The organism is Clavibacter sp. VKM Ac-2872, assembly GCF_015351105.1.
Lineage (GTDB): Bacteria > Actinomycetota > Actinomycetes > Actinomycetales > Microbacteriaceae > Clavibacter.
On record NZ_JADKRR010000004.1, the window covers coordinates 217,280 to 238,686 of the forward strand.

At 74.0% G+C, this 21,407-nt stretch carries 22 protein-coding genes; 10 read left to right on the forward strand and 12 right to left on the reverse strand.

Features of this window, described 5'->3' with window-relative positions; translation table 11 throughout:
* Positions 1-55: 55 nt before the first annotated feature.
* The 4 genes from ITJ40_RS15700 to ITJ40_RS15715 all read right to left on the reverse strand — a co-directional run bounded on the left by ITJ40_RS15700 (position 56) and on the right by ITJ40_RS15715 (position 4,882).
* Positions 56-1,351 carry an O-acetylhomoserine aminocarboxypropyltransferase/cysteine synthase family protein gene (locus ITJ40_RS15700; protein WP_194667952.1) on the reverse strand — a complete coding sequence of 432 codons (1,296 nt, stop codon included), beginning with the start codon at positions 1,349-1,351 and terminating at the stop codon, positions 56-58.
* A 79-nt stretch (positions 1,352-1,430) separates the two neighbouring features.
* On the reverse strand, positions 1,431-2,435 hold the full coding sequence (locus ITJ40_RS15705) for a YeiH family protein (protein WP_194668031.1): 1,005 nt from the start codon (positions 2,433-2,435) through the stop codon (positions 1,431-1,433).
* Entirely contained in the window at positions 2,435-4,129 is a 1,695-nt protein-coding gene (locus tag ITJ40_RS15710; protein ID WP_370532072.1) for a dolichyl-phosphate-mannose--protein mannosyltransferase, read from the reverse strand. The genes ITJ40_RS15705 and ITJ40_RS15710 overlap by 1 nt, the downstream gene beginning before the upstream one ends.
* A 66-nt stretch (positions 4,130-4,195) precedes the next feature.
* Complete coding sequence (locus ITJ40_RS15715) at positions 4,196-4,882, reverse strand: hypothetical protein (RefSeq protein WP_194667953.1); 687 nt, start codon at positions 4,880-4,882, stop codon at positions 4,196-4,198.
* Positions 4,883-5,066: 184 nt separating this feature from the next.
* Between ITJ40_RS15715 and ITJ40_RS15720 the strand changes: the two genes are divergently transcribed.
* The gene (locus ITJ40_RS15720) at positions 5,067-5,492 is read left to right on the forward strand and encodes a hypothetical protein (RefSeq protein ID WP_194667954.1); all 426 of its coding nucleotides are present in this window, start codon (positions 5,067-5,069) and stop codon (positions 5,490-5,492) included.
* Between the two features lie 177 nt (positions 5,493-5,669).
* Here ITJ40_RS15720 and treS read toward each other — a convergent pair whose 3' ends face one another.
* Entirely contained in the window at positions 5,670-7,940 is a 2,271-nt protein-coding gene (treS, locus tag ITJ40_RS15725) for a maltose alpha-D-glucosyltransferase (RefSeq protein ID WP_194667955.1), read from the reverse strand.
* A gap of 275 nt (positions 7,941-8,215) precedes the next feature.
* On the opposite strand from treS, the gene ITJ40_RS15730 reads away from it, so the two are divergent.
* The 3 genes from ITJ40_RS15730 (at position 8,216) to ITJ40_RS15740 (ending at position 10,699) form a co-directional block, all read left to right on the forward strand.
* Positions 8,216-9,484, forward strand: coding sequence for a CaiB/BaiF CoA transferase family protein (locus ITJ40_RS15730; RefSeq protein WP_370532075.1), 1,269 nt, complete (start codon positions 8,216-8,218; stop codon positions 9,482-9,484).
* Positions 9,481-10,401 (forward strand): hydroxymethylglutaryl-CoA lyase, encoded by a 921-nt coding sequence (locus tag ITJ40_RS15735; protein WP_194667956.1) that lies wholly within the window; start codon positions 9,481-9,483, stop codon positions 10,399-10,401. Before ITJ40_RS15730 ends, ITJ40_RS15735 begins: the two co-directional genes overlap by 4 nt.
* A 73-nt stretch (positions 10,402-10,474) precedes the next feature.
* The gene (locus tag ITJ40_RS15740; protein WP_194667957.1) at positions 10,475-10,699 is read left to right on the forward strand and encodes a hypothetical protein; all 225 of its coding nucleotides are present in this window, start codon (positions 10,475-10,477) and stop codon (positions 10,697-10,699) included.
* 9 nt (positions 10,700-10,708) lie between these two features.
* Here the strand turns inward: ITJ40_RS15740 and ITJ40_RS15745 are convergent, their stop codons facing one another.
* Positions 10,709-11,152: a DoxX family protein gene (locus ITJ40_RS15745; RefSeq protein ID WP_194667958.1), complete on the reverse strand. Its 444-nt coding sequence runs from the start codon at positions 11,150-11,152 to the stop codon at positions 10,709-10,711.
* Between the two features lie 380 nt (positions 11,153-11,532).
* On the opposite strand from ITJ40_RS15745, the gene ITJ40_RS15750 reads away from it, so the two are divergent.
* The 3 genes from ITJ40_RS15750 to rsmI are packed head-to-tail and all read left to right on the forward strand — an operon-like array spanning position 11,533 to position 12,836.
* The gene (locus ITJ40_RS15750; RefSeq protein ID WP_228512623.1) at positions 11,533-11,688 is read left to right on the forward strand and encodes a hypothetical protein; all 156 of its coding nucleotides are present in this window, start codon (positions 11,533-11,535) and stop codon (positions 11,686-11,688) included.
* Between the two features lie 3 nt (positions 11,689-11,691).
* Positions 11,692-12,024 (forward strand): hypothetical protein, encoded by a 333-nt coding sequence (locus tag ITJ40_RS15755; RefSeq protein ID WP_194667959.1) that lies wholly within the window; start codon positions 11,692-11,694, stop codon positions 12,022-12,024.
* Positions 12,021-12,836 carry a 16S rRNA (cytidine(1402)-2'-O)-methyltransferase gene (gene rsmI / locus ITJ40_RS15760; protein WP_194667960.1) on the forward strand — a complete coding sequence of 272 codons (816 nt, stop codon included), beginning with the start codon at positions 12,021-12,023 and terminating at the stop codon, positions 12,834-12,836. The genes ITJ40_RS15755 and rsmI overlap by 4 nt, the downstream gene beginning before the upstream one ends.
* 109 nt (positions 12,837-12,945) lie before the next feature.
* On the opposite strand, the gene ITJ40_RS15765 is transcribed toward rsmI, so the two are convergent.
* The 3 genes from ITJ40_RS15765 to ITJ40_RS15775 all read right to left on the reverse strand — a co-directional run bounded on the left by ITJ40_RS15765 (position 12,946) and on the right by ITJ40_RS15775 (position 15,406).
* Complete coding sequence (locus ITJ40_RS15765; protein WP_194667961.1) at positions 12,946-13,569, reverse strand: hypothetical protein; 624 nt, start codon at positions 13,567-13,569, stop codon at positions 12,946-12,948.
* 508 nt (positions 13,570-14,077) lie between these two features.
* Complete coding sequence (locus ITJ40_RS15770) at positions 14,078-14,665, reverse strand: hypothetical protein (protein WP_194667962.1); 588 nt, start codon at positions 14,663-14,665, stop codon at positions 14,078-14,080.
* A gap of 171 nt (positions 14,666-14,836) precedes the next feature.
* Positions 14,837-15,406 carry a CGNR zinc finger domain-containing protein gene (locus tag ITJ40_RS15775; protein ID WP_194667963.1) on the reverse strand — a complete coding sequence of 190 codons (570 nt, stop codon included), beginning with the start codon at positions 15,404-15,406 and terminating at the stop codon, positions 14,837-14,839.
* A gap of 73 nt (positions 15,407-15,479) precedes the next feature.
* Here ITJ40_RS15775 and ITJ40_RS15780 point away from each other — a divergent pair, with 73 nt between their 5' ends.
* Entirely contained in the window at positions 15,480-16,442 is a 963-nt protein-coding gene (locus ITJ40_RS15780) for a DMT family transporter (RefSeq protein WP_194667964.1), read from the forward strand.
* An 18-nt stretch (positions 16,443-16,460) separates the two neighbouring features.
* Here the strand turns inward: ITJ40_RS15780 and ITJ40_RS15785 are convergent, their stop codons facing one another.
* The 3 genes from ITJ40_RS15785 to ITJ40_RS15795 all read right to left on the reverse strand — a co-directional run bounded on the left by ITJ40_RS15785 (position 16,461) and on the right by ITJ40_RS15795 (position 19,800).
* Positions 16,461-17,564, reverse strand: a complete 1,104-nt coding sequence (locus ITJ40_RS15785) for an aromatic acid exporter family protein (protein WP_194667965.1) — start codon at positions 17,562-17,564, stop codon at positions 16,461-16,463.
* Between the two features lie 62 nt (positions 17,565-17,626).
* The gene (locus ITJ40_RS15790; protein WP_194667966.1) at positions 17,627-18,277 is read right to left on the reverse strand and encodes a class F sortase; all 651 of its coding nucleotides are present in this window, start codon (positions 18,275-18,277) and stop codon (positions 17,627-17,629) included.
* Positions 18,274-19,800: a tyrosine-protein phosphatase gene (locus tag ITJ40_RS15795; RefSeq protein ID WP_194667967.1), complete on the reverse strand. Its 1,527-nt coding sequence runs from the start codon at positions 19,798-19,800 to the stop codon at positions 18,274-18,276. Before ITJ40_RS15795 ends, ITJ40_RS15790 begins: the two co-directional genes overlap by 4 nt.
* A 343-nt stretch (positions 19,801-20,143) precedes the next feature.
* On the opposite strand from ITJ40_RS15795, the gene modA reads away from it, so the two are divergent.
* Together modA and ITJ40_RS15805 are read left to right on the forward strand one after the other, a co-directional pair.
* The gene (modA, locus tag ITJ40_RS15800; protein ID WP_194667968.1) at positions 20,144-20,935 is read left to right on the forward strand and encodes a molybdate ABC transporter substrate-binding protein; all 792 of its coding nucleotides are present in this window, start codon (positions 20,144-20,146) and stop codon (positions 20,933-20,935) included.
* 43 nt (positions 20,936-20,978) lie between these two features.
* Complete coding sequence (locus ITJ40_RS15805) at positions 20,979-21,383, forward strand: molybdopterin-binding protein (protein WP_194667969.1); 405 nt, start codon at positions 20,979-20,981, stop codon at positions 21,381-21,383.
* The last annotated feature ends 24 nt before the right edge of the window (positions 21,384-21,407 follow it).

The window sequence follows — 21,407 nt, forward strand, 5'->3', positions numbered from 1 at the left end:
GCGGGCTGGGGCGCGGATCCGGTGCGCTCGGGCGGCACGCCGCCGGTGTCGAAGCTCACTTCGCTCCCTCCGTGGCGGCGGTCAGCGCCTGGTCCAGGTCGTGGATGATGTCGGCGACGTCCTCGATGCCGACGCTGATGCGGACGATGCCGGGCAGCACGCCCGCGTCGATCAGCTGCGCCTCGCTCAGCTGCGCGTGGGTCGTGGACGCCGGGTGGATGACGAGCGTCTTCGCGTCGCCGATGTTGGCGAGGTGGCTCGCGAGCTCGACCGACTCGATGAAGCGCTGGCCGACCGCGCGGCCGCCCGCGACCTCGAACGTGAACACGGATCCGGGTCCCGTCGGCAGGTACTTGCGCGCCCGCTCGTGGTGCGGGTGCGCGGGGAGGCCGGCCCAGTTGACGGCCGTGATGCGCGGATCCGCATCCAGCCACTCGGCGACGGCCCGCGCGTTGTCGATGTGCGCCTGCATCCGGTACGGGAGCGTCTCGACGCCCTGCGCGAGCAGGAACGCGGAGTGCGGCGCGAGCACCGGACCGATGTCGCGGAGCTGTTCGGCGCGGAGGCGCGTGAGGAATGCGTACTCGCCGAAGTTGCCGGTCCAGTTGAGGCCGCCGTAGCTCGGCACCGGCTGGTCGAGGAGCGGGAAGCGCGCGCTCTCCCAGTCGAAGAGGCCGGACTCGACGACCACGCCGCCGAGCGTGGTGCCGTGCCCGCCGAGGAACTTGGTGGCCGAGTGGATCACGATGTCGGCGCCCCACTCGATGGGCCGGTTGAGGTACGGCGTCGCGATGGTGGAGTCGATGACGAGCGGGACGCCCGCTGCGTGCGCCACGGCCGCGAGCCCCTCGATGTCGGCGATCTCGCCCGAGGGGTTCGCGACGGTCTCGGCGAAGACGAGCTTGGTGCGGTCGGTGATGGCGGCGGCGTAGTCGGCCGGGTCGCTCGACTGCACGAACGTGGTCTCGACGCCGAAGCGGCGGAGGGTCACGTCGAGCTGGGTGATGGATCCGCCGTAGAGGTTCGCGGAGGCGACGATGTGGTCGCCGGCGCCCGCGAGGGAGGCGAAGGTGATGTACTGCGCGCTCAGCCCGCTCGAGGTCGCGACCGCGCCGAGGCCGCCCTCGAGGCTCGCGACGCGCTCCTCGAACGCGGCGACCGTGGGGTTCGACAGGCGCGAGTAGACGTTGCCGTACTTCTGCAGCGCGAAGCGCGCGGCGGCGTCGGCGGTGTCGTCGAAGACGAACGCGCTCGACTGGTAGATGGGGAGGGCGCGTGCGCCCGTGGTGGCGTCGGGGATGTTGCCCGCGTGGATCGCCCTCGTCTTGAACCCGTACTCGCGATCGACCATGACCCGACGCTAGCCCGCGCTCCCGACGGTTCCCCGGCCGGGCCGTAACGGGGCGACATGCGGGCGGCGGCCCGGCGGATCAGGACAGGCGCACGGCCGCGAGCGCGAGGCCCGCGATGAGCGCCCAGGAGAGGAGGCCGGCGGCGAGCGCGGATCCGCCCTGGCCGACGAGCTCGCGGAGGCGCACCGCGGATCCGAGCGCCACGAGCGCGATCGCCAGCAGCGCCGTCTGCACGACCTGCGCGGCGTCGAGCACGCCGTCCGGCAGCGGCACGAGGGTGCGGACCAGCACGGCGGCGAGGAAGCCGAGCACGAACAGCGGCACGATCGGCGGACGCGCGGCGCCCTCGACGCGGCCCTCGCGGCGGCGCATCACGACGCCCGCGACGGCGACCACGGGCGCGAGCAGCAGCACGCGCGTGAGCTTCACGGCGATCGCGATGGTGAGGGCGGCGGATCCGGCGATCTGCGCGGTCGCGACCACCTGTCCCACGTCGTGCACGCCGGCACCCACCCAGTGGCCGAACGCGACGTCGTCGAGGCCGAGCGGGCCCGCGAGCGGCGGCAGCACGGCGATCGCGAGCGTGCCGCAGAGGGTGACGAGCGCGACGGGCGCGCCCTGGTCGGCGGGCTTGGCGCGCGTGACGCCCGCCATCGCGCCGATCGCGCTCGCGCCACAGATCGAGAATCCGGCGGCGAGCAGGAGCGGCTGCTGGCCCGGCATCCGGAGGGCGCGGGCGATGGCGTAGGTGCCCGCGAACGACAGCACCACGACCGCGACCACGAGCAGCACCGCGCGCCAGCCGAGGCCGACGATGTCGGAGAGGCCGAGCTGCAGGCCGAGCAGCACCACGCCGATCCGCATCAGCCGCTTGGAGGCGAGCGTGAGGCCGGGCTTCAGCGGGCCGGTGAGCGCGGGGCGCGCGGCCGGGATCTGCGCGGCGACGATCCCGAGCGCCACCGCGACCGTGAGCAGCGGGATCGCCGGGACGAGCGCGTGCACGGCCCACGCGACGAGCGCCGCCGCCGCCGCGGCGCCGAGGCCGGGGAGCGCGGGGTGGAGCCGGGTGGCGGTCGCGGGCATCAGATCCAGCCCGAGGGGATCCACGCGTGCAGCCGCCAGAACCACGTGGGCACGAGCTGCCCGGTCCAGAGCGGGTAGAAGAACGCGCTGACGAGCGCGCACACGAGGAGGACGACGCCGACGATCACGATGCCGCGCGTGCGGCGGGGCCGGGGATCGCCGCGGTCGCCGAGGATCATGCCGAGCACCATCGCGAGGCACAGGATCAGGTACGGCTCGAAGGCGATCGAGTAGAACTGGAAGACCGTGCGGTTCACGTAGAGCAGCCACGGCAGGTACCCGACGACCATGCCCATGAGCACGAGGCCCACGCGCCACTCGCGGCGGGCGGCGAGCCGGTAGACGAGGTACAGCATCGCGGCGACGGACAGCCACCAGATGATGGGGTTCGCGATCGACGTGATGGACGCCGAGCACGCGTCGATCGTGCAGCCCGACTGCCCGTAGCCGTAGGCCTCGTAGTAGAACTGCGTCGGCCGGTAGAGGAGCAGCCAGAGGCGCGGATCCGCGCGGTACGGGTGCGTGACGTCGAGCCCCACGTTGAACGCGTACTGCTGCGCCAGGTAGTGCCAGAGGCTCTGGATCGACAGCGGCACCCACGCGAGGCCGCCCTGCCAGGCGTTCGCGCCCTCGGCCGCCCAGTTGCGGAAGTACCCGTTCGAGGTGGCGAACCAGCCCGCGTAGGAGGCGAGGAACGCCGCGATCGCGGGCGGCACGAGGAGGAGGAACGAGACCGGACCCTGCACCGCGGCGCCCGCCGTGAACCACGCGGCGAGCCCGTGACGGCGGCGCAGCAGCATGTCGGTGAGCACCACGTAGAGGCCGAAGCCCGCGAGGAAGAAGATGCCGGACCACTTGACGGAGGAGGTCGCGCCGAACGCGAGGCCGGCCGCGATGAGCCACGGGCGCCACAGCACGACCGGGCCGAACTCGAGCGGCCGTGCGTCGTCGGGGCGGGCGGCGCGGCGCCGCTCGAGCAGCGCGGTGAAGCGGCGCTCGTGCCAGGTGCGGTCGAGGAGGATCGCGCCGACGCCGAGCAGGCCGAAGAACATGACGTGCGTGTCGAGGAGCGCGGTGCGGCTCATGACGATGGCGTGGCCGTCGATCGCGAACAGGAGGCCGGCGATGGCGGCGACGACGGCGGATCCGGTGAGCCGGCGGGCGATGAGGACGAGGAGGACGACGGCGAGCGTGCCCACGACGGCCGTCGCGATGCGCCAGCCCACCGGATCCGCCGCGCCGAAGACCGCGAGCCCGAGCGCGATGACCCACTTGCCGAGCGGCGGGTGCGCCACGAACCCGGGCGCCTGGAGGTACCCGTCGGTCTGCCCGGCGATGAAGGCGGGGTTCGGATCGGTGGGCCACGACCCCTCGTAGCCGAGGTGGAGGAGGGTCCACGCGTCCTTCACGTAGAAGGTCTCGTCGAAGACGAGCGTGTCGGGGTGGCCGAGGTGCTGGAGGCGGAGCACCGCGGCGAGGAGGGCGATCGCGGCGACCGTGCCCCACTCGAGCGCGCGGCGGCGGGAGGGGGTCGTGACGAGGCGGGCCAGCAGGTCGTCGAGGCGGGATCCGCGGGCAGAGACCGCGCGCTCGTCAGCGCGGCGGCCGACGAAGGTGGGGCTGTCGTCGTCGTGCCCCGGGACACCGGCGGGCGGGGCGTCGTGCTCGGCGGGGCGATGGGGCAGGTCGGGCACGGCTCATCATCGCACGCACGCGCGCGGCCACCCGGGGGCGGACGCTCCGCGGCGCGCCCGGGTTCGTCAGTTGCCGCAGTGGCTGTTCCCGAAGTCCGGGACCTTGACGTAGGTGTACTTCTGTCCGTCCTCGACGCACCCGATCGCGAGGGCGAAGAGGCCGAGCGCGGCCCCTGCCCCGAGTGCGAAGACAGCGGCGCAGACGTACGCGGCGAAGCCGTAGCACGTACCGCCGATGACGGCGAGCACGCCGGCGGCGCCGCCGCCGGCGCTCGCGAGCGCCTTCGAGTCGACCGTCAGCGTGGCCCAGTGCTTGAACTTCTTCCAGAAGGACTTGCTCTCAGTGACCGGGGCGTTCGAAAGGGCAGCGGGCGGGGCGGACTCGGCGATGCTGTCCGCGCGGAGCTGGGCGATCTCCGCGGTCGCTCGCTGGACGAGCGTGTCCCGGTCGGCCACGGCGGTCCCGGAGGCGGTGTCTGCCGCGACGGTGACGTCGACGACCTGCTCAGGGGTGATGCGGCCCGTGACGAGATCCCGTTCGTACGTGCCTCGGCTCACCGATGCGGAGATCGCTGCTTCTGCAGCTTGCGTGGACACCTCGGAGGCCCGCGCAGGGGTGGGGCCGACGGCCAAGGAGCCGACGACGGCGAGGACGCCGACGATGGCGACGCCGGCACCTGCCCGACCGGGACGATGCGAGCGGGCGATGAAGGAGGGGGTGCGGAACGCGGGGCGGGGTGGCGTCGAGGACATGAGGGCCTTTCTACGGTGGACGATCGACCGGGGATCGCAGTCGACACGGCGCGGGATGCCCGTGTGACTCGAGACCGTAGGGCGCGGGGCCTCGGCCAGGTCGACCGGGTGCACAGGGCCGCGCGCGACGCGGTGCTCGGCCGGCACCCGCCATGCAGTCGCCGGAGCACGACGAGCGGGACCCGTGCTCATCGCCCTCCGGGCCGTGTCCCGCATGCTGGCCGTCAGCATGCTCGGCGCCGGGACCCTCGAGCTCGTCCGCTCGCGACAGGACACCGTCGAAGGCGGCATGCAATGGGCCGAGGGCTTCTCCGCGACCGCCGTGAAGGCGATCGCGGCCCTCGAGGTCGTCGAAGCGATCGGCCTGGCGGCGCTGATGATCGTCGTCGTCGTGCACGCCCGCCGTCGCGAGTCCGTCGTGCCGCCGCTCACGCTCCTGGTGCTCGCGCTCGCGGCGGCCGCGCTGGGCGTCGTCTTCGGCGGCCGCGTCGGAACGCGCGGTCGGACCGGCCGGGGCGACGGCGGCGTGCGCTCTGCGGGTCCGCGACGCCCGCGCGGTGATCCGGGCTGCGGCCGTCGCGGCGAGCACGAGGCCGAGGAGCACGGCTGAGCGTCCCGACGCGGGAGGGGCGGCGCGGGGTGGACCGGGCGCATGCCCTTCCCGCGCCGTGTGCCGACCGTGCTGATCCGCCCCGTATCCATCCGACCGGAGGACGCTCGGCGGTGAGCGTCCACGAGACCCTGGCGCCGTCACGTGCAGGGGTGCCGGCGGCGGCGCGGGCTGCTCCTAGCTGTCCGCGTCGTCCTCGGCGTCGTCGCCCTCGACCTCGGGCGCCTCGTCCAGCAGCAGGAACAGGCCCGCGTAGGGCTCGAGCTGCACGGGGAAGCTGGACAGGTCGTCGACCGTGCCGACCTCCTCGCCGGTGGTGGCGTCGCGGACGGTCCGGCGCGGGGGCAGCTCCTCGGAGCGGACCGTCGCGAGGACCGGCTCGCCCGTGAAGTTGAGCACCGTGAGCTGCAGGCGCGCGTCGGCCTCCGGGTCGCCGTTGTCGAGGCGGTGCACCATGACGAGCATGCCGGGGTGGCCGACGTCCGGGACGTCGAGCTGCGTGCCGAGCGCGACGTCGAAGCGCTCGCGCACCTCGAGCACGCTCCGGAGCCCCGAGGCGAACGACGACGGATCGCCGACCTGGGCGGGCAGCGATCCGTACAGGGAGCGGCCGCGCGGCATGCCGGACGCGGATCCGGTCGCCTCGGGCGCCGCGTCGAGCAGGTCGTGCCCGCCGCGGTGCACCCAGCGCGTGTCGCCGCCCTCGATGAGGTCGGCCACCTGCGACGCCTGCAGCGGCAGCACGCCGAGCAGGTCCCACGCGGAGAGCGCGAAGACGCCCGGCTGCCACGCGTTGAACTTGGCCAGCAGGAGGTGCGCGGCGCGGATCCCGGCCACGTCGTCGTCGCCGATCGCGTCGAGCGTCGTGAAGCCCTGCGCGGCCGCGATGACCGACGCCGTGGTGCAGGCGATGCCGTTCGTCGTGAACACGTGGTTGTAGTCGGCGCTCTCGCCCGTGAGCTCCTCGAGGAGGTCGCCGCGGATCGTCTCCGCGAGGTCCGCCCCGGTCATCTCGTCGCCGCGGAACGGGAACACGTCCGCGCAGTGCTCGGTCGCCCAGTGCACGAGCTCGTAGGTGAGCTCGTCGTGGTTCTGCAGCGCGTGCACGAGGGTCACGGGCTCGACGCCGACCTCGAGCGAGGTGCGGAGCGTGAGGCGCAGGAACTCGGTGTCGCCCGTCGCGAGGGCGTGCTGGTACGCGGGCCGGTTGATGAAGTCGTAGGACAGGTCGGCGCCGACGCGGCCGGTGTCGCGGATGTCCTCCATCGTGAGGTTCAGCTCCTGGAAGGAGAACCCGCCGACCTTGCGCACCATGCTCGCGATGAGGTGGTTCGCGGCCTCCGAGAGCGGGTGGCCCTCGGACCACGCCGGACCCTCGACGCTCTTCTCCACGCCGAGGAAGCCGTTCGCGTCGAGCCGGAGCGCGCTCGCGCCGAGGTCGCCCAGCGAGTGCAGGGCGTCGCCGATGACCATGCGCATGCCGGCGAACGTGGGGTCGAGCCAGTTGATGGAGGGCTGGCCCTGCTTGAAGTAGTGCAGGTAGACCCAGCGGCGCACGCGGCCGTCGACGCCGAGCACGGGCGCGGTGGCGCTCCAGTTGGTCTCCTTGACGCCGGGCGCGTAGAAGATCACGCGCTGCAGGCGGCCGATGATGTAGCCCTGGTCGGCGAGCGCCTGCTCGGCGGCCACGTCGAGGTTCACGGCGTCGCGGCCGGGCAGCACGTCGGGCAGGAGGCCCCAGTCCTCCTCGGGGATCTCGACCATGTGGTAGATCCCGGGGAAGTCCTTGTAGCCCATCTCGGCGAGGCGGAAGTCGGCGCCCTTGCCGGTGTGGCCGGGCACGATGTCGTCGATGACGCTGCCGCCGTGCTGGTCGGCGACCTCGGTGAGGCGTCGGAACTCGTCCTCCGTGCCGAATGCCGCGTCGATCTGGGTGCTGATGCGGTCGAAGTGGCCGTCGACGCTCGCGGTCTGCGACCACTCGGTGATGCCGCCGGCGAGCTTCACGGGTCCGGTGTGCACGGCCTCGATGCCGATGGACTGGAAGATCTCCCACAGCTGCGGGTCGCCGAGCGCGCCGAGGTACGACTCGCCCTCCTTCGTGATGAGCGAGATCGGGTAGGCGGTGAACCAGACGGACGCGGTGTCGATGGCGCGGCGCGCGTCCGGCCGGGCGTACGGGTTCGACCACATGCTGGGCGATCCGGAGAGGCCGCGGCTCAGCACGTCGGCGTCGCCGAGCATCGACTGGCGGCGGAGCCATTCCACGTAGGAGGGGTTCGAGGCGTCGGCGGCGCGCGGGTCGTTCGACGAGCGGCGGATCCCGCTGGCGCGCAGCTGCGGACGGGCGCGCAGGCGGGCGGGGCGGGCCGGGAAGCGCTCCTCGTCGTACGTGATCTCCGTGGGCTCCGGCTCGGGGATCGCGTTCGTCTCGATGGCGTCGTCCACTGGTGCTCCTCGGGTGTGGTGGTGCGCGCCCGATGCGGGCGCCGTCGGCCCGCGGGGCCGCTGTGACGAGCGTACGCAGGATGCGGGGGCGCCGTGCGCGGCGACGGGGCGGCGACGGCGACCGGGCGACGTGCTCCGGCCCTGCCGTCAGCGCCCGGCCGGCCACCGGGGGACCCTCACGGCTCGCGCCCGCGCGGTCTCGATAGCGTCGGTCGTCGCGCGCGGCGCGATCCCCGTCCGCACCCCCATGCACCCCGTCAGGAAGGCCGATCATCATCGACGCATCGAGCATCGCCCCGCTCGCCGGCATCCGGGTCCTGGAGCTCGGGAACCTCATCGCCGCCCCCACCGCCGGACGGCTCCTCGCGGACTTCGGGGCCGAGGTGATCAAGGTCGAGCGGCCCGGCACCGGCGACGAGCTGCGGAGGTGGCGCCTGCACGCCGGCTCGACCACGTCGATGCTGTTCCACGCCATCAACCGCAACAAGCGCTCGATCACGCTCGACCTGCGCACGGACGAGGGGCGCGACGCCGTGCGGCGGCTGGCCGCGGAGTGCGACGTCGTGCTCGAGAACTTCCGGCCGGGGACCCTCGAGCGCTGGGGGATCGGGCCGGACGTGCTCGACGCGATCAACCCCGAGATCGTCATCGCGCGCATCTCGGCCTTCGGGCAGACCGGGCCGCTGTCGCAGCGTCCCGGCTTCGCCGCCGTCGCCGAGGCGATGGCGGGGTTCCGCGACCTCGTGGGCGACCCCGATCGTCCTCCCGTGCGCGTGGGCATCTCGATCGGCGACTCCGTCGCGGGCCTCTACGCGGGCTACGGGGCCATGATGGGGCTCTACCAGCGCGAGGCGCGACGGGGCGCCGGCCTCCCGCCCGCGCCGCTCGCCGAGCGGGTCGTCGACGTCGCGCTGAACGAGTCCATGTTCTCGATGATGGAGTCCCTCATCCCCGACTACCAGGCCCACGGCATCGTGCGCGAGCGCGTCGGTGGGCGCATGGAGGGCATCGCCCCGTCCAACGCCTACACGTGCTCCGACGGCGCCAGCATCATCATCGCCGGCAACGGCGACGCCATCTTCCCGCGCCTGATGGGGATCATCGGACGACCCGATCTCGCCGCGGACGAGGGCCTCGCCGCGAACGACCAGCGGTGGATCCGCCGCGACGAGCTCGACGCGGCCATCGGCGCATGGACCGCGACCCGGACCGCGACGGAGGCGCTGGCCGCCCTGGACGAGGCGGGCGTCCCGTCCGGCCCCATCTACACGGCGGCGGACATCAGCTCCAGCGAGCAGTACGCCGCCCGCGGCATGATCCAGGAGTTCGACGTCGACACGGGGGCGGGGATCGTCCCCGGCGTCGGCTTCCCCGGCATCGTGCCCGTCCTCGGCAGCCGCTCCCTCCCCATCCGCACGCTCGCGCCCGCCCTGGGCCAGGACACCGAGGAGGTGCTCGCGATGCTCGACGACCCCCGAGCGCCAGGCGCGACCGGCGCGACCCGCGATGCCGGCGGCGACGACGAGACGGCGGGCGACCGATGACCGCCGTCCGGCTCCGCGACGTCACCCTCCGCGACGGGCTGCAGCTCACGGGCGGGATGCTCCCCACCGAGCGGAAGGTCGAGCTCGCGCGGGCCCTCCTCGCTGCCGGGGTCCCCGAGCTCGAGATCGGCTCCATGGCGCGCGGCGACCTGGTCCCGCCGATGGCGAACACGCTCGACGTCATCGCCGCGCTGACCCCGGAGGAGCTCGAGCGCTCGTGGGTGTGGGTCGCCACGCCGCGTCACGTCGCGCGCGCCGCGGCCGCGGGGGCCCGCAACTTCCAGTACTGCCTCTCCGCATCCGACGCCCACAACCAGGCGAACATCGGCCGGACCACGGATGCCAGCCTGGGCGCCATGCCGGAGGCGGTGGATCTGGCCCACGCGGTGGGCGGGCGCATCCAGCTCTGCATCGCGACCTCGTTCACCTGCCCGTTCGACGGCGACGTCCCCGAGCGGCGCGTGATCGACATCGCGGACGACCCGCGTGCCGCGGGGGCGGAGGACATCGTGATCTGCGACACCCTCGGGCAGGCGCACCCGCAGCGGGTGGCGTCCCTCGTCGGCCGCGTGGCCGCGGAGACGCCGGCCCGCGAGATCGTGTTCCACGGGCACGACACCTGGGGCGCGGGCGTCGCGAACGCGCTCGCCGCGATCCAGGCCGGGGCCACCGTGGTCGACGGGGCGCTCGGGGGACTCGGCGGGTGCCCGTTCGCCCCGGGCGCGAGCGGCAACACCGCCACCGAGGACCTCGTCTTCGCGCTGCGCCCGGACTGGCTCACCACCGCGGCCTTCGCCGACCTGGTGCGCGCATCCGAGCGGCTGCTCGACGACCTGGGCGAGCCGAACCGCTCGCGGGCCCGGCAGGGAGCCCGCTCCACGGCCCGGGCGTTCCCCTGGGTCGTCGCCGACGGCTGACCGCGTCGGGCGCAGGTCCCGGTGGGGAGCCGGGCGCGATGGCCGCGGTGGAGCCGGCGGATAGCCTGGCCGCATGATCGACGACGCGGGCCATCTTCCCGAGGGACGACCGAAGCCGGGCTCCGGATCCGCGCGGCAGATCATGCCGTGGGCCGCGGTGGCGGGCGGCGCGATCGCGACGTATCGGGGTGCGACCGGGGGTCTGGGCTCGATCTTCCTCATCGCCGGCCCCGCCCTGATGGCGCTCGGGGTGATCGCGTTCTTCGTCTATCGATGGATGGCGCGGCGCGGCCTGTAGCCCCTGCGCTCAGGCGGCGCGGGTGCGGCGGCCGAGGAGGCCGTCGACGCTGAGGCGGCCCGCCCCGAGGAGCCCGACGACGACCAGGCCGGCGATCAGGGCGAGCACGAGCTCGTAGCCGCCGCCGTCGACGAAGACGCCCTTGTCGGCGTGGACGATGACGAAGGCCCCGAGCAGGTTGAGGACGTTGAGGGCCGCGACCACGGGGGTCAGGAGGCCGATGATCAGCGCGGCGCCGCCGACGGTCTCGACCGTCGCGGCGAAGACCGCCGCCGCGGCCGGGATCGGGATGCCCATCTGCGTGAAGGAGGCGGCGGTGCCGTCGAGCGTGTAGTCGAGGAACTTCTGCAGTCCGTGCGCCATGAGGATGAAGCCGATCGCCACGCGGGCGATGAGCAGGGCGGCGTCCTGGAGGACGGGCGACGTGCGGGCGGGGTGGAGCAGCGTGCGCATGCGGGGTTCTCCTTCTGTTCGGTGGTGAGGGTCGACGTGCGGATGCGTGGTCGAGCGGTCCGGCGCGCGGGCACGGTGTCGGCGGGAGGGCGCGCGATCGTGCGCGCGAGCACCGGGATCCGGGCGGCATCGAGGGGCCGGCGAGGCGGGGCGGAGGCATCCGGTGCGGTCTCCCCGGGCGTCCGCCGCGCCCGCGTGGTGCGCGAGGATCGACGGCGGAAGACCCGGCCGGCCCGCCGTCGAGCGACGGGTCCGTCCGGCGCCGTGGCGCCCGGCGCTCATTCGTTGAGCGTTCAACCAACGTAGGGGCGTGCGTCGAGGGGAGTCAAATCCCGCCGCGGGCAGACGGGGGCCCGCGCCCGCCGTGCCAGCATGGATGCGTGCCCGTCGTCGAGTCCCGTCGCATCGTCCCCGTCCCGCCGGAGGTGGCGTTCGCGATCTCGCGGACGCAGGGGGAGACCCGGAAGCGGTGGGATCCCGTCATCGCGCACCGGCACCTCACGGCGCTGGGCGCGGACGCGCCCGACGTGGGCTGACCCGTGTTCCTGCGGAGCCGGTCGCGGGGGCGCGAGACCTGGGGCTACGTGATCCTCGGCCTCTTCCTCTGCCTGACGTCGGTGCTGGGCCTCACGGGCGTCCTCGGCGAGCTCACCACCTCGCGCGGATCCGCTCTCGTGCTGTTCGGGGTGCCGCTCGGGCTCATGTCGATCGGCGTCGGCGTGGCGAATGCGCTCCGCGGCTGGAGCGACCCGGGCGACGAGGAGGTCGAGGACCCCGCGCCCGTCGGCGACCGGGCCGGCCTCCCGCGCGAAGGCGAGGGTGGCGGCGGGGTCGAGGACGAGCGCCGCCCGGATGGGATGATCGACCGGTGATCATCCTCGGCGCGACCCCCATCGGCAACCTGGGCGACGCGTCGCGGCGGCTCGTGGAGGCGCTGTCCTCCGCCACGGTGATCGCCGCCGAGGACACCCGCACCACCATCCGCCTGCTCGGCGCGCTCGGCGTCGAGAACCGGCCGCGCCTCATCGCGCTGCACGACCACAACGAGCAGGAGCGCTCGGCCGACCTCGTCGAGCTGGCCCGCGAGACAGACGTCCTCGTGCTGTCGGACGCCGGCATGCCCGCGATCTCCGACCCCGGCTTCCACCTCGTGGAGGCGGCGGCCGCCGCGGGCGTCCGCGTCACGGTGATCCCCGGCCCCAGTGCTGTGCTCAGTGCGCTCGCCGTCTCCGGCCTCCCCACCGACCGCTTCACGTTCGAGGGATTCCTGCCGCGCAAGGGCGGCGACCGGCGCCGGGTGCTCCGCGAGCTCGTGCGCGAGCGCCGCACCATGGTCTTCTTCGAGTCGCCGAACCGGCTGCAGGCGTCGCTCGAGGACGTCGTCGCCGAGTGGGGCCCGGATCGCCGGCTAGTCGTGTGCCGCGAGCTCACGAAGCTGTACGAGGAGGTGCGCCGCGGATCCGCCGCCGAGCTCGCCGCCTGGGCCGCCGAGGGCGTGCGCGGCGAGATCGTCGTGGTCGCGGAGGGCGCCGCGGCGCTGGAGATCGACCTCGCGACCGGCGTGACGCAGGTGCTCGAGCTGGTGGGCGACGGCGCGCGCCTCAAGGACGCGGCCGGCACCATCGCGGAGGCGACGGGCCTCGGCAAGCGGGATCTGTACCAGGCGGCGCTGCAGGCCCGGTGACGCGCGCGGGTCGCGTGGTCGGCGCTGTTCCGCAGGCGACTCCGCCCCGGTCCCGCCGTGCACGACGGGACCGGGGCGGAGTCGAGCGCTGCCTTCGTCGGCAGTGCGGTCAGTTGCCGCAGTGGCTGTTCCAGAAGTCGGGGATCTTGACGTAGAACGTCCTCTCGCCATACGCCAGGCACTTGATCCCCTCCAGGCCCAGACCGGTAACGGTGAGGAAGGACATCCCCGCGACGGCTGCGCAGATGGCGGCGCCGCTGGCCGAGCAGGCGCCCAAGAGGGCCGCGAGCGTGCTCGCGCCGACCGACGAGCCGATGGCGAGGTTCTGCGCGTTGATGGGGATGGTGGCCCAGTGGCTGAGCTTGTTCCACCAGTGCTTGTTCTCGACGAGAGGGTCGGTTGCGGGGCGTGAGCCGGTGGTGGGGGAGAGGTCCGGTGTGTTCAGGGATCCGGTGGTGCGGAGGTGGGCGAGCTCCTGCGTGGCCTGTCGGGTGAGTTCCTCCCGGCTGGGGGCCGGAGTGATGGCGGTGGCGGCGGCGGTGGAGCGAACGGCGAGGTTGACGTCCACGATCTGCTCGATGGTGATCTTCCCGGAGATGATGTCCTGCTCGTAGGTGCCCCCGGTCACGGAGGAGGAGATCGCGGCTCGGGCCTCGGCGAGGGTCGTCTCGGAGGCGTGCGCGGGTCCGGCGATCAGGGAGCCGATGACGGCCACGAGTCCGGCGACGGCCATTCCGGGCATGATCCGCCCGGTGCGGTGCCGACGGGAGGACGCACCGGGGGATGAGGTGGGGAATGCGGATGAGGACATGACGGCCTTTCGGAGAAGGAAGCGCCACGTCGATCGACAGGGCGCAGATGCGGGATGCTGCGACCGCATATGCGCGATGAGCATAAGGGGGAACGCGGCGATTCGTGCATGCCGTGCACAGGCCCTCGAATGCATCTCCGGTCCGGCGCGCTCGTGCGAGCGGATATCAACGAGTCGTTCGGCGTTCGATATCGAGCGTGACCGAGATTCGGCTCGGCATTCCACGCGTCGTTCGCGTCGTCATCTGCGCGCATCCTCGCGTGCACGCGTGAGGTGGCAGCATCGACACGACCTGCGCACGAGGCCGTCTCGGATCGGGTGATCCGGGTGCGAGCGTGCCACGGGGCCTCCCGGACGACGACGAGGGGTGTCGTCCATCCGGGAGGCCCCGTGGCCCGCGGGGATCACCCGCGGTGGCGCGGCCGTGCGATCAGTCGCCGCAGTGCGAGTCGGTGACGTCGGGGATCTTGATGTAGAGGTAGTCGTGGTGATCGGCGAGGCAGAGCGATCCCCGCACGCCGAGGGCGGCGGCGGTGGCGGTGGCCATGGTGTCCACGGCCGCGCAGAGGAAGGCGCCGAAGCTGGCGCACGCACCGGCCAGGAAGCGGAGGACGCCACCTGTGGTCCCGCCCGCGACGGCGAGCGCCAGCGCTGACACCTTGGCCGTGCCCCAGTGCGTGAACGTGTTCCACCGGTGCTTGTCCGTGGCGACCGGGTCGGTGGCGGGGGCGGAGCCGGTGGTCGTGGTCGGCTCGGACGTGGCCGGGTCGACGCCGGTCGCTCGGATCTGGGCGATCTCCTCGGTGGTCTCGCGCGTGAGCTCGGCGCGGCTCGGTACCGCGGTGGACGACGGTGCGGCCGACGAACGCGCATCGAGGTTCACATCGACGATGTGCTCGACGGTGATCTTCCCGGAGAGGACGTCCTGCTCGTAGGTGCCGCGGCTCACGGAGGAGGAGATCGCGGCCCGAGCGCCGTCGAGGGCGACCTCCGACGCGTGCGCGGGCGACGGGGCCACCAGAAGGGAGCCGACGACCGCGACCAGTCCGGCGATGGCGGGGACGGCCCGGCGCAGATCAGCGCGGCGAATTCCTCGCACGTATTCTGCATTCTCTTCGCGGCGATTCCCGGCCTGCCGGGGAGCTTCGCGCATCGTCCCCGCCGAATGCATCTGCAGGCGAATGCGCGGTCATGGGGCGGGAGCGGCGGGCGCGGACGCGCGGCGCTCGCGGAACGCGACCATGTTCATCCGGTTGCCGCACCGCACGCTGCAGAACCGCTTCGACCCGTTGCGGGAGAGGTCGACGAGCACGCCGTCGCAGTCGTCGGCGGCGCATTCGCGGAGGCGGTCGGTGGCGTCGGAGCGCACGACGTCGACGAGGGCCATGGCGGCCTCCACGAGGATCCGGTCGGCGAGCGGCGCGTCCTCCGGCGTCGCGTGCAGGTGCCAGTCGAGGGCGTCGTGCCGCACGAGCCGGGGCGCGGCGTGGTGGCGCGCGAGCAGCTCGTTGACGGGATCCACCATGGCGTCGCGGTCGAGGCCCCAGATCTCCCGCAGGCGGGAGCGGGCGCGGTGCACCTCGCGCAGCTCGCGCTCGTCGCGGTCGAAGCGGCCGGAGAAGCCGCTGCGGGTCATCAGGTCGGCGAGCTGCTCCGGGGTCGCGAGCAGGTCGTCGCCCGAGCGGGTGGCGCGCGGGGCCGTGTTGAGGATCACGGCGTCGAACGTCAGCACGTCCTCGGTGTCAGGGGTGAAAGGCAAGTTGACTCCTTATCCACCACGAGTCTAACGTCAGGACCGTAGGCCGCATGGCCCCTGACGAGACGAGCGCACCATGGATCGACGCCACCTGACCACCGGACTCGTACTCGCGATCGTCGCCGCCTGCTCATTCGGGTTGTCGGGCGCGTTCGTGAAGCCGCTGCTCGAGGCCGGGTGGAGCCCGGTCGCGGCTGTCGCGCTGCGGGCGCTCATCGGCGGGCTGGTCCTCGCGCCCGTCGCGCTCGTGCAGCTCGGCGGCGACCTCCGGCCCGTGCTGCGGGCGTGGCGCCGGGTGCTCGGCATGGCGCTCGTGGGCGTCGCGGGCGCGCAGGTCATGTACTTCGCGGCCATCGAGCGGATCCCCGTCGGCACGGCGATCCTCATCGAGTTCATGGCTCCGCTGCTGCTCGTGGCGGTGGCGTGGGCGATGAGCCGTCGGCGGCCCGCGGTGCCGGTGCTGCTCGGATCCGTCGCCGCGGCGGGCGGGCTCGCGCTCGTGGTGTCGCCGTCCGGCGGCGGGGCGCTCGATCCCGTCGGCCTCCTCTTCGCGCTCGGCGCGATGGTCGGCTGCGCGGGCTACTTCGCGATCGCGGCCCGCGGCGCCGACGGGCTGCCGCCGGTGGCGCTCGCGGCCGCGGGGCTGCTGGTGGCGGCGGTGCTGCTGGCGCTCGTCGGCGCGACGGGGATCCTGCCGTTCACGGGCTCCGTCGCCGACGTCGTGATGCTGGGGAGCGTCGTGCCGTGGTGGGTGCCGATGCTCGTGGTCGGCGTGGTCGCGACGGCGCTCGCGTACGGGGCGGGGATCACGGCGGGCGCGATGCTCGGATCCCGCCTCGCGTCCTTCACGGGCCTGCTCGAGGTCGCGGCGGCCGGCGCCTGGGCGTGGATCCTGCTCGGCGAGGAGCTGACGGCGCTGCAGCTGGTGGGCGGGGTGCTCATCGTGGCCGGCATCGTCGCGGTGCGGTTCGACGCGCGGGCGGACCCGCTCCCGGTGGGCGGCGAGGCGGGCGCGGCGGCTGCTGCGGCGTCGGCCTAGCCCGCGCGCGGAAGCGCGCTACGGCGCCGGCGACTCCGCCGCGTCCACCGGCTCGAGGTGGTGCAGCACGCGCTTCAGGTGCATCGCGGTGAGCACGCCCGGGCCCATCGCCCGGCCGAGCTCCTGCGCCCGCCGGTCGACCGCCTCCACGAGCAGGCGCACCTGCCGCGCCGCCTCGCCCATCGCGCGGTGGCGCTCGGGGGAATCGGGGTCGTCGAGGTCGAGCACGCCCGCGACCGCGTGGCACGCGTCGTGGACCGGCCCGGTGATCTCCCGGTCGAGGCCCAGCGCGCCCCGCTCCTGCCAGATGGTGTCCGCGAGCGCCGCGGAGATGTCGCGGACGTGGAAGACGATCTGGTCCATCGCCTCGAGCCGGGCGTGGTCGATGCGCACGTCGCGCTTGTTGACGAGCGCGCGCGGGTTGCCCTTGCGGCTCTCGTCGGCCTCGCGGAGGTCGGCCCCCACGGCGCGCGCGGTGCCCGCGAGGTCCTCGCTCGCGCGGATCCAGTCGGCATGCGCGGGAGGGGAGTCGGCCTCGATCGCGTCGCCGACGTCGCGCAGCCGGTCGGCCACCTCCCGCTGGAACGCGCTGATGCGCGCGCCCGCGGCCCCGCTCGACAGCTGCGGCGCGATGAGCACGTTGATGACGAGGCCCGTCACGACGCCGACGGCCATCTGCACGAGGTAGCCGAGCGAGTACTGGTCGGCGTCCTGCCCGCCGACGATGAGCACGAACAGCGCCGCCATCGGCACGTACTCGCGGCCGGCGCCGAACCAGCCGGAGCCGGAGAGGATCACGCCGATGCCGACGATCACGGGGATCGACCACCACGAGGGGCCGGTGGTGGCGATCACGGCGGTCGCGAGCACGATGCCCGCCGCGAGGCCGAGGAGCGTCTGGAGGCCGGTGCGCGCGGATCCCATGAGCGTCGGGTACATGCTCACGAGCGCGCCGAGCGGCGCGTAGTAGGGGTACTCGTTCGCGACGCCGGGCACGAACGGCGCGACGGCCCAGGCGATCCCGACCGCGAGCGCGGTCTTGGCGGCGAGCAGCAGTCGGTCGGGGGAGACGGCGGCGCGCCAGGCGCGCGCGACCTCGAGCCGTGCGCCGTCCATCCCCATGTGCCGAGGCTATCGAGGCGGGGAGCGCCCGGCCGCATCCGGCGTCGCGCTCCCCGCCTCGATCAGGCGCGCGTCGCCTCGATCACCATGTCGTCGCGCGACGGGCTGCCGTCCGGACGCTGCAGGCACGTGATCACGACCAGCCGGCCCGGGGTGTCCGCCCAGACCTCGGCGTCGTCCGGCAGCTGGCCCTTGGGCACCGCGCGGCGGGATCCGACGGCGTAGTCGACGCCCGCCACCTGGATCACCGCGCCCGGGGCGACGCTCGCGCTGCCCGCGGCGGCGTCGATGAGCAGGTCGCCGGGGCCCGTGCCGCCGCCGCGGACCGAGTGCATCACGACGAACACCGTGCCCGTCGCGGCGTCCTCGGGGGCGACGCCGAGGCCGCGCACGCGGTACGCGGAGGAGAAGCCCGGGGGATCCACGACCCCGTCGACCACGTCGACCGCGCCGAGCGGCACGTCGAGCCCGACCGAGGGCGCGCGGAAGCGGCCGAGACCGGAGTCGACCGCGGTGCCGGCGCCGTCGGCGCTCGCGGCGGGTGCCGGGACGTCGGCCTGCACCGGCGCGCCCGCGAGGTCGCGGGGGAGGTCGGCCGAGACCGGCCACCCGCCCACCGCGGCGAGCGCGCCCGCGACCACGGCCGCGGACGCGACGACGACGCCGGCGGCGGCGAGGAGCCGCCGCCGGGGCGCCGGGCGGTCCGTCGTCACGGCCTGCGCAGCGACGCGCGGCGGCGCGCGATGGTGCGGCCCGCGATCGCGGCCAGGCCCGCGAGCCCGAGGGCCGCGAGCGCGAGGCCCGGCCACGGGTCGGCGGCGACGGAGGCGCCGCCGGTCGCGACCGCGGGACCCGCGTGGCGCGCGCCGGTCGCGGTCGCCGTGATGCCGGAGACGGCCGCGGCGCTCACGGTGATGGTCGCGGGATCCGAGACCGCCTGGCCCTGCGCGTCCACGAGGGTCAGCGTGTGCGTGCCGGGGTCGGTGCCCGCGGGGATCGTGACGGTGCCGGCCGCGGTGCCGTCGGCGGCCGCGGTGACGGATCCGACGTCGGTCGGCGTGGAGTGCAGGACCACGCGGTACGTCGCGCCCGGGGTGAGGCCGGCGGCGCGGAACGCGACGGTGCCGCCCGCGGTGGGTGCGGATCCCGTCGGCAGCGCGATCTCGGAGAGCCCGGCCGTGATCCGGTACGTGCGCGTCGTGCGCCCGTCCGCCGCGGTCACGGTGACGGTGACGGTGCGGCCGTCGACCGCGACGGCCGACGTGGCGGTTCCGTCCGCGGTGGTGACCCGCACGTCGCCGGCCGTGAGGGCCGGGAGGCCGACGGGCACGACCGCACCGGCGGATCCGGCCGCGTCGCCGAGCGGCACGGTGACGCCGCCCACGGTGATGGATGCGGCAGCCGCGTCGTCCGAGACGAGGAACTCGGAGCGCAGGGCCTGGATCTCCTGGTCGTCGACCCCGAGCGTGGTGCGGATGTAGGAGTCGAGCCCCGCGTAGCGCGACGCGATGCCGGCCTCGAAGGTGCCCTGGAGGAGCGCGGGCTTCGCCCAGTCGACGCCGAGCTGCGTGTTCGAGAGCAGGTAGTCGTGCAGGATGTCCGCGCTGCCGACGCCGAGGATCCGGTCGAGCAGGTCGATGACCGTGCCGGTGCGGTCCATGCCGTGCGAGCAGTGGATGAGGATCGTGCCGCCGCCCGTGTGCGACGCGATGGCCTGGAGGATGCTGCGGTAGGCGCTGATCATCACGCCCGGGTGGGCGTCGTTGACGCGCCCCTTGTCGATGAGGTCCCGGTACATGACGGTGTCGTCCGGGTAGTCGCCGTCGGCGCCGAACATCGAGATGGCGACGGTCTTCGCGCCCGGGATCGGCACGTCCGGCTTCGCCTGGATCTGGCCGGGCGTGCGCAGGTCGATCACGAGGTCGACGTGGTGCACGCTCGCGAGCGTGGCGGCGCCGGCGGAGGTGATCTTGTCGAGCGACTCCGTGCGGATCAGGCGGCTCGCGGCGACCGTGCGCCCGTCGAGGCCGGTGTACGCGCCGAGCTCCCGGCCGTTGACGAGGCCGGGCACGTCGGTGATGAGGTGGTCGCGCGCGGTCGGGGCCGGCTGGAGCGCGGGGTCGGCGGCGGCGTGCGCGGGCGCGCCGATGCCGACGGAGAGCGCCACCGCGGCGGCTGCCACGGTGAGGGCGCCGATGCGCGCGGGGGCGGCACGGCGGGCAGGGGGGATCGTCACGTTCGTCCTTCTGTGGTGGGGGTGCGCGCGGGGTCGCGCAGGCCGGCGCGGGCGCTCGGCGACAGGAGCATGGAGCACGGCGCGGGGCCGGGCATGAACGGGACGTTCTGCTTCGGTGAACATCCGCCGAGGGGAGGGCCCCGACGCGATCGGCGCTCGCCGTGCGATCCGTCGCTCCCGCCCGTGCGCACCGGCTCGCGCCGGGGTGACCCGGTACGCAGGCTCGGCTGGAGACTGCCTGCGGTTCCGCGTCTGCCCGCCTAGACTGGCCGGGATCACGCGGACGCGGATCCCCGCATCCGGCGCGGCGCTGCTCGCGTCCGGTCGACCGGAAGGCACGCGCATGATGCGGTCCCGCTCCCTCGCCTCGATGGTCGCGACGGGAGCGCTCCTCGCGGCCCTCGTCGGATGCTCGGCTCCCGCGGGGGAGGGGACGCCCGCGTCGCCCGGCTCGTCCCCCTCGGGCTCCATCACCGTGTTCGCCGCCGCGTCCCTGAAGGGCACGTTCACCGAGCTCGCGTCGGCGTTCGAGGAGCAGCACCCCGGGACGACGGTCGAGCTCAGCTTCGCCGGCTCCTCGGATCTCGTGACGCAGATCACCAACGGCGCCCCGGCGGACGTCTTCGCCTCCGCGGACGAGAAGAACATGGCCAAGCTCACCGACGCGGGCCTCATCGAGGGCACCCCGACCGACTTCGCGACCAACACGCTCGAGATCGCCGTGCCCCCGGGCGACCCGGCCGGCGTCGCCTCCTTCGCGGACCTCGGGAAGGCGGGCGTGACGACCGTCGTCTGCGCCGCGCAGGTGCCCTGCGGCGCCGCGACCGCGACGCTCGAGAAGGCGACCGGGGTCGACATCCGGCCGGTGAGCGAGGAGTCCTCCGTCACCGACGTGCTCGGCAAGGTCACCTCCGGGGAGGCGGACGCGGGCCTCGTCTACGTGACCGACGTCACGGCCGCGGGCGACGCCGTCACGGGCATCCCGTTCCCGGAGTCCGCGGGGGCGGTGAACACCTACCCGATCGCGCCCGTGAAGGCCGCCCCGGACCCGGACCTCGCCGCGGCCTTCACCGCGTACGTCACGGGTGCCGCCGGCCGGCGGGTCCTCGCCGCCGCCGGGTTCGGCACCCCCTAGGACGGGCCTCCCCTTCCGCTGATCCGGACCTAGCATGGGTCGCATGCCGCAGATCAGGATCAAGAACGCCGCCGACTACCTCGGCGTCAGCGATGACACCATCCGGCGGTGGATCGACAACGGCACCCTGGAGAGCTCCAAGGACGGATCCGGTCGCCTCGTCATCGACAGCCTCTCGCTCGCGCGCCACGCTCGGGAGAACGCGGTGCTGCCGGTCGACGCGAGCGAGGTCGGCCGGTCGGCCAGGAACCGCTTCGTGGGCATCGTGACCGACATCACCTCGGACCGGGTCATGTCCCAGGTCGAGCTGCAGTGCGGCCCGCACCGGGTGGTCTCGCTCATGTCCACCGAGGCGGTCCGCGAGCTGGGGCTCGAGCCCGGGTCGCCCGCGATCGCGGTGGTCAAGGCCACCATGGTGATCGTCGAGACCCCGACCGGCAGGGCATGATCCCGCGCCATCGGAGGGGAGGCG

Bases quoted from the DNA above. Each gene is read 5' to 3' on its own strand.
- ITJ40_RS15715 (WP_194667953.1), bottom strand. From the start codon at position 4,882: ATGTCCTCGACGCCACCCCGCCCCGCGTTCCGCACCCCCTCCTTCATC.
- ITJ40_RS15700 (WP_194667952.1), bottom strand. From the start codon at position 1,351: ATGGTCGATCGCGAGTACGGGTTCAAGACGAGGGCGATCCACGCGGGC.
- ITJ40_RS15705 (WP_194668031.1), bottom strand. From the start codon at position 2,435: ATGCCCGCGACCGCCACCCGGCTCCACCCCGCGCTCCCCGGCCTCGGC.
- ITJ40_RS15765 (WP_194667961.1), bottom strand. From the start codon at position 13,569: ATGGCCGTCGCCGGACTCGTGGCCGTCATCGGCTCCCTGATCGCCGGA.
- ITJ40_RS15780 (WP_194667964.1), top strand. From the start codon at position 15,480: ATGGATCGACGCCACCTGACCACCGGACTCGTACTCGCGATCGTCGCC.
- ITJ40_RS15745 (WP_194667958.1), bottom strand. From the start codon at position 11,152: ATGCGCACGCTGCTCCACCCCGCCCGCACGTCGCCCGTCCTCCAGGAC.
- modA (WP_194667968.1), top strand. From the start codon at position 20,144: ATGATGCGGTCCCGCTCCCTCGCCTCGATGGTCGCGACGGGAGCGCTC.
- ITJ40_RS15805 (WP_194667969.1), top strand. From the start codon at position 20,979: ATGCCGCAGATCAGGATCAAGAACGCCGCCGACTACCTCGGCGTCAGC.
- ITJ40_RS15735 (WP_194667956.1), top strand. From the start codon at position 9,481: ATGACCGCCGTCCGGCTCCGCGACGTCACCCTCCGCGACGGGCTGCAG.
- ITJ40_RS15740 (WP_194667957.1), top strand. From the start codon at position 10,475: ATGATCGACGACGCGGGCCATCTTCCCGAGGGACGACCGAAGCCGGGC.
- ITJ40_RS15785 (WP_194667965.1), bottom strand. From the start codon at position 17,564: ATGGGGATGGACGGCGCACGGCTCGAGGTCGCGCGCGCCTGGCGCGCC.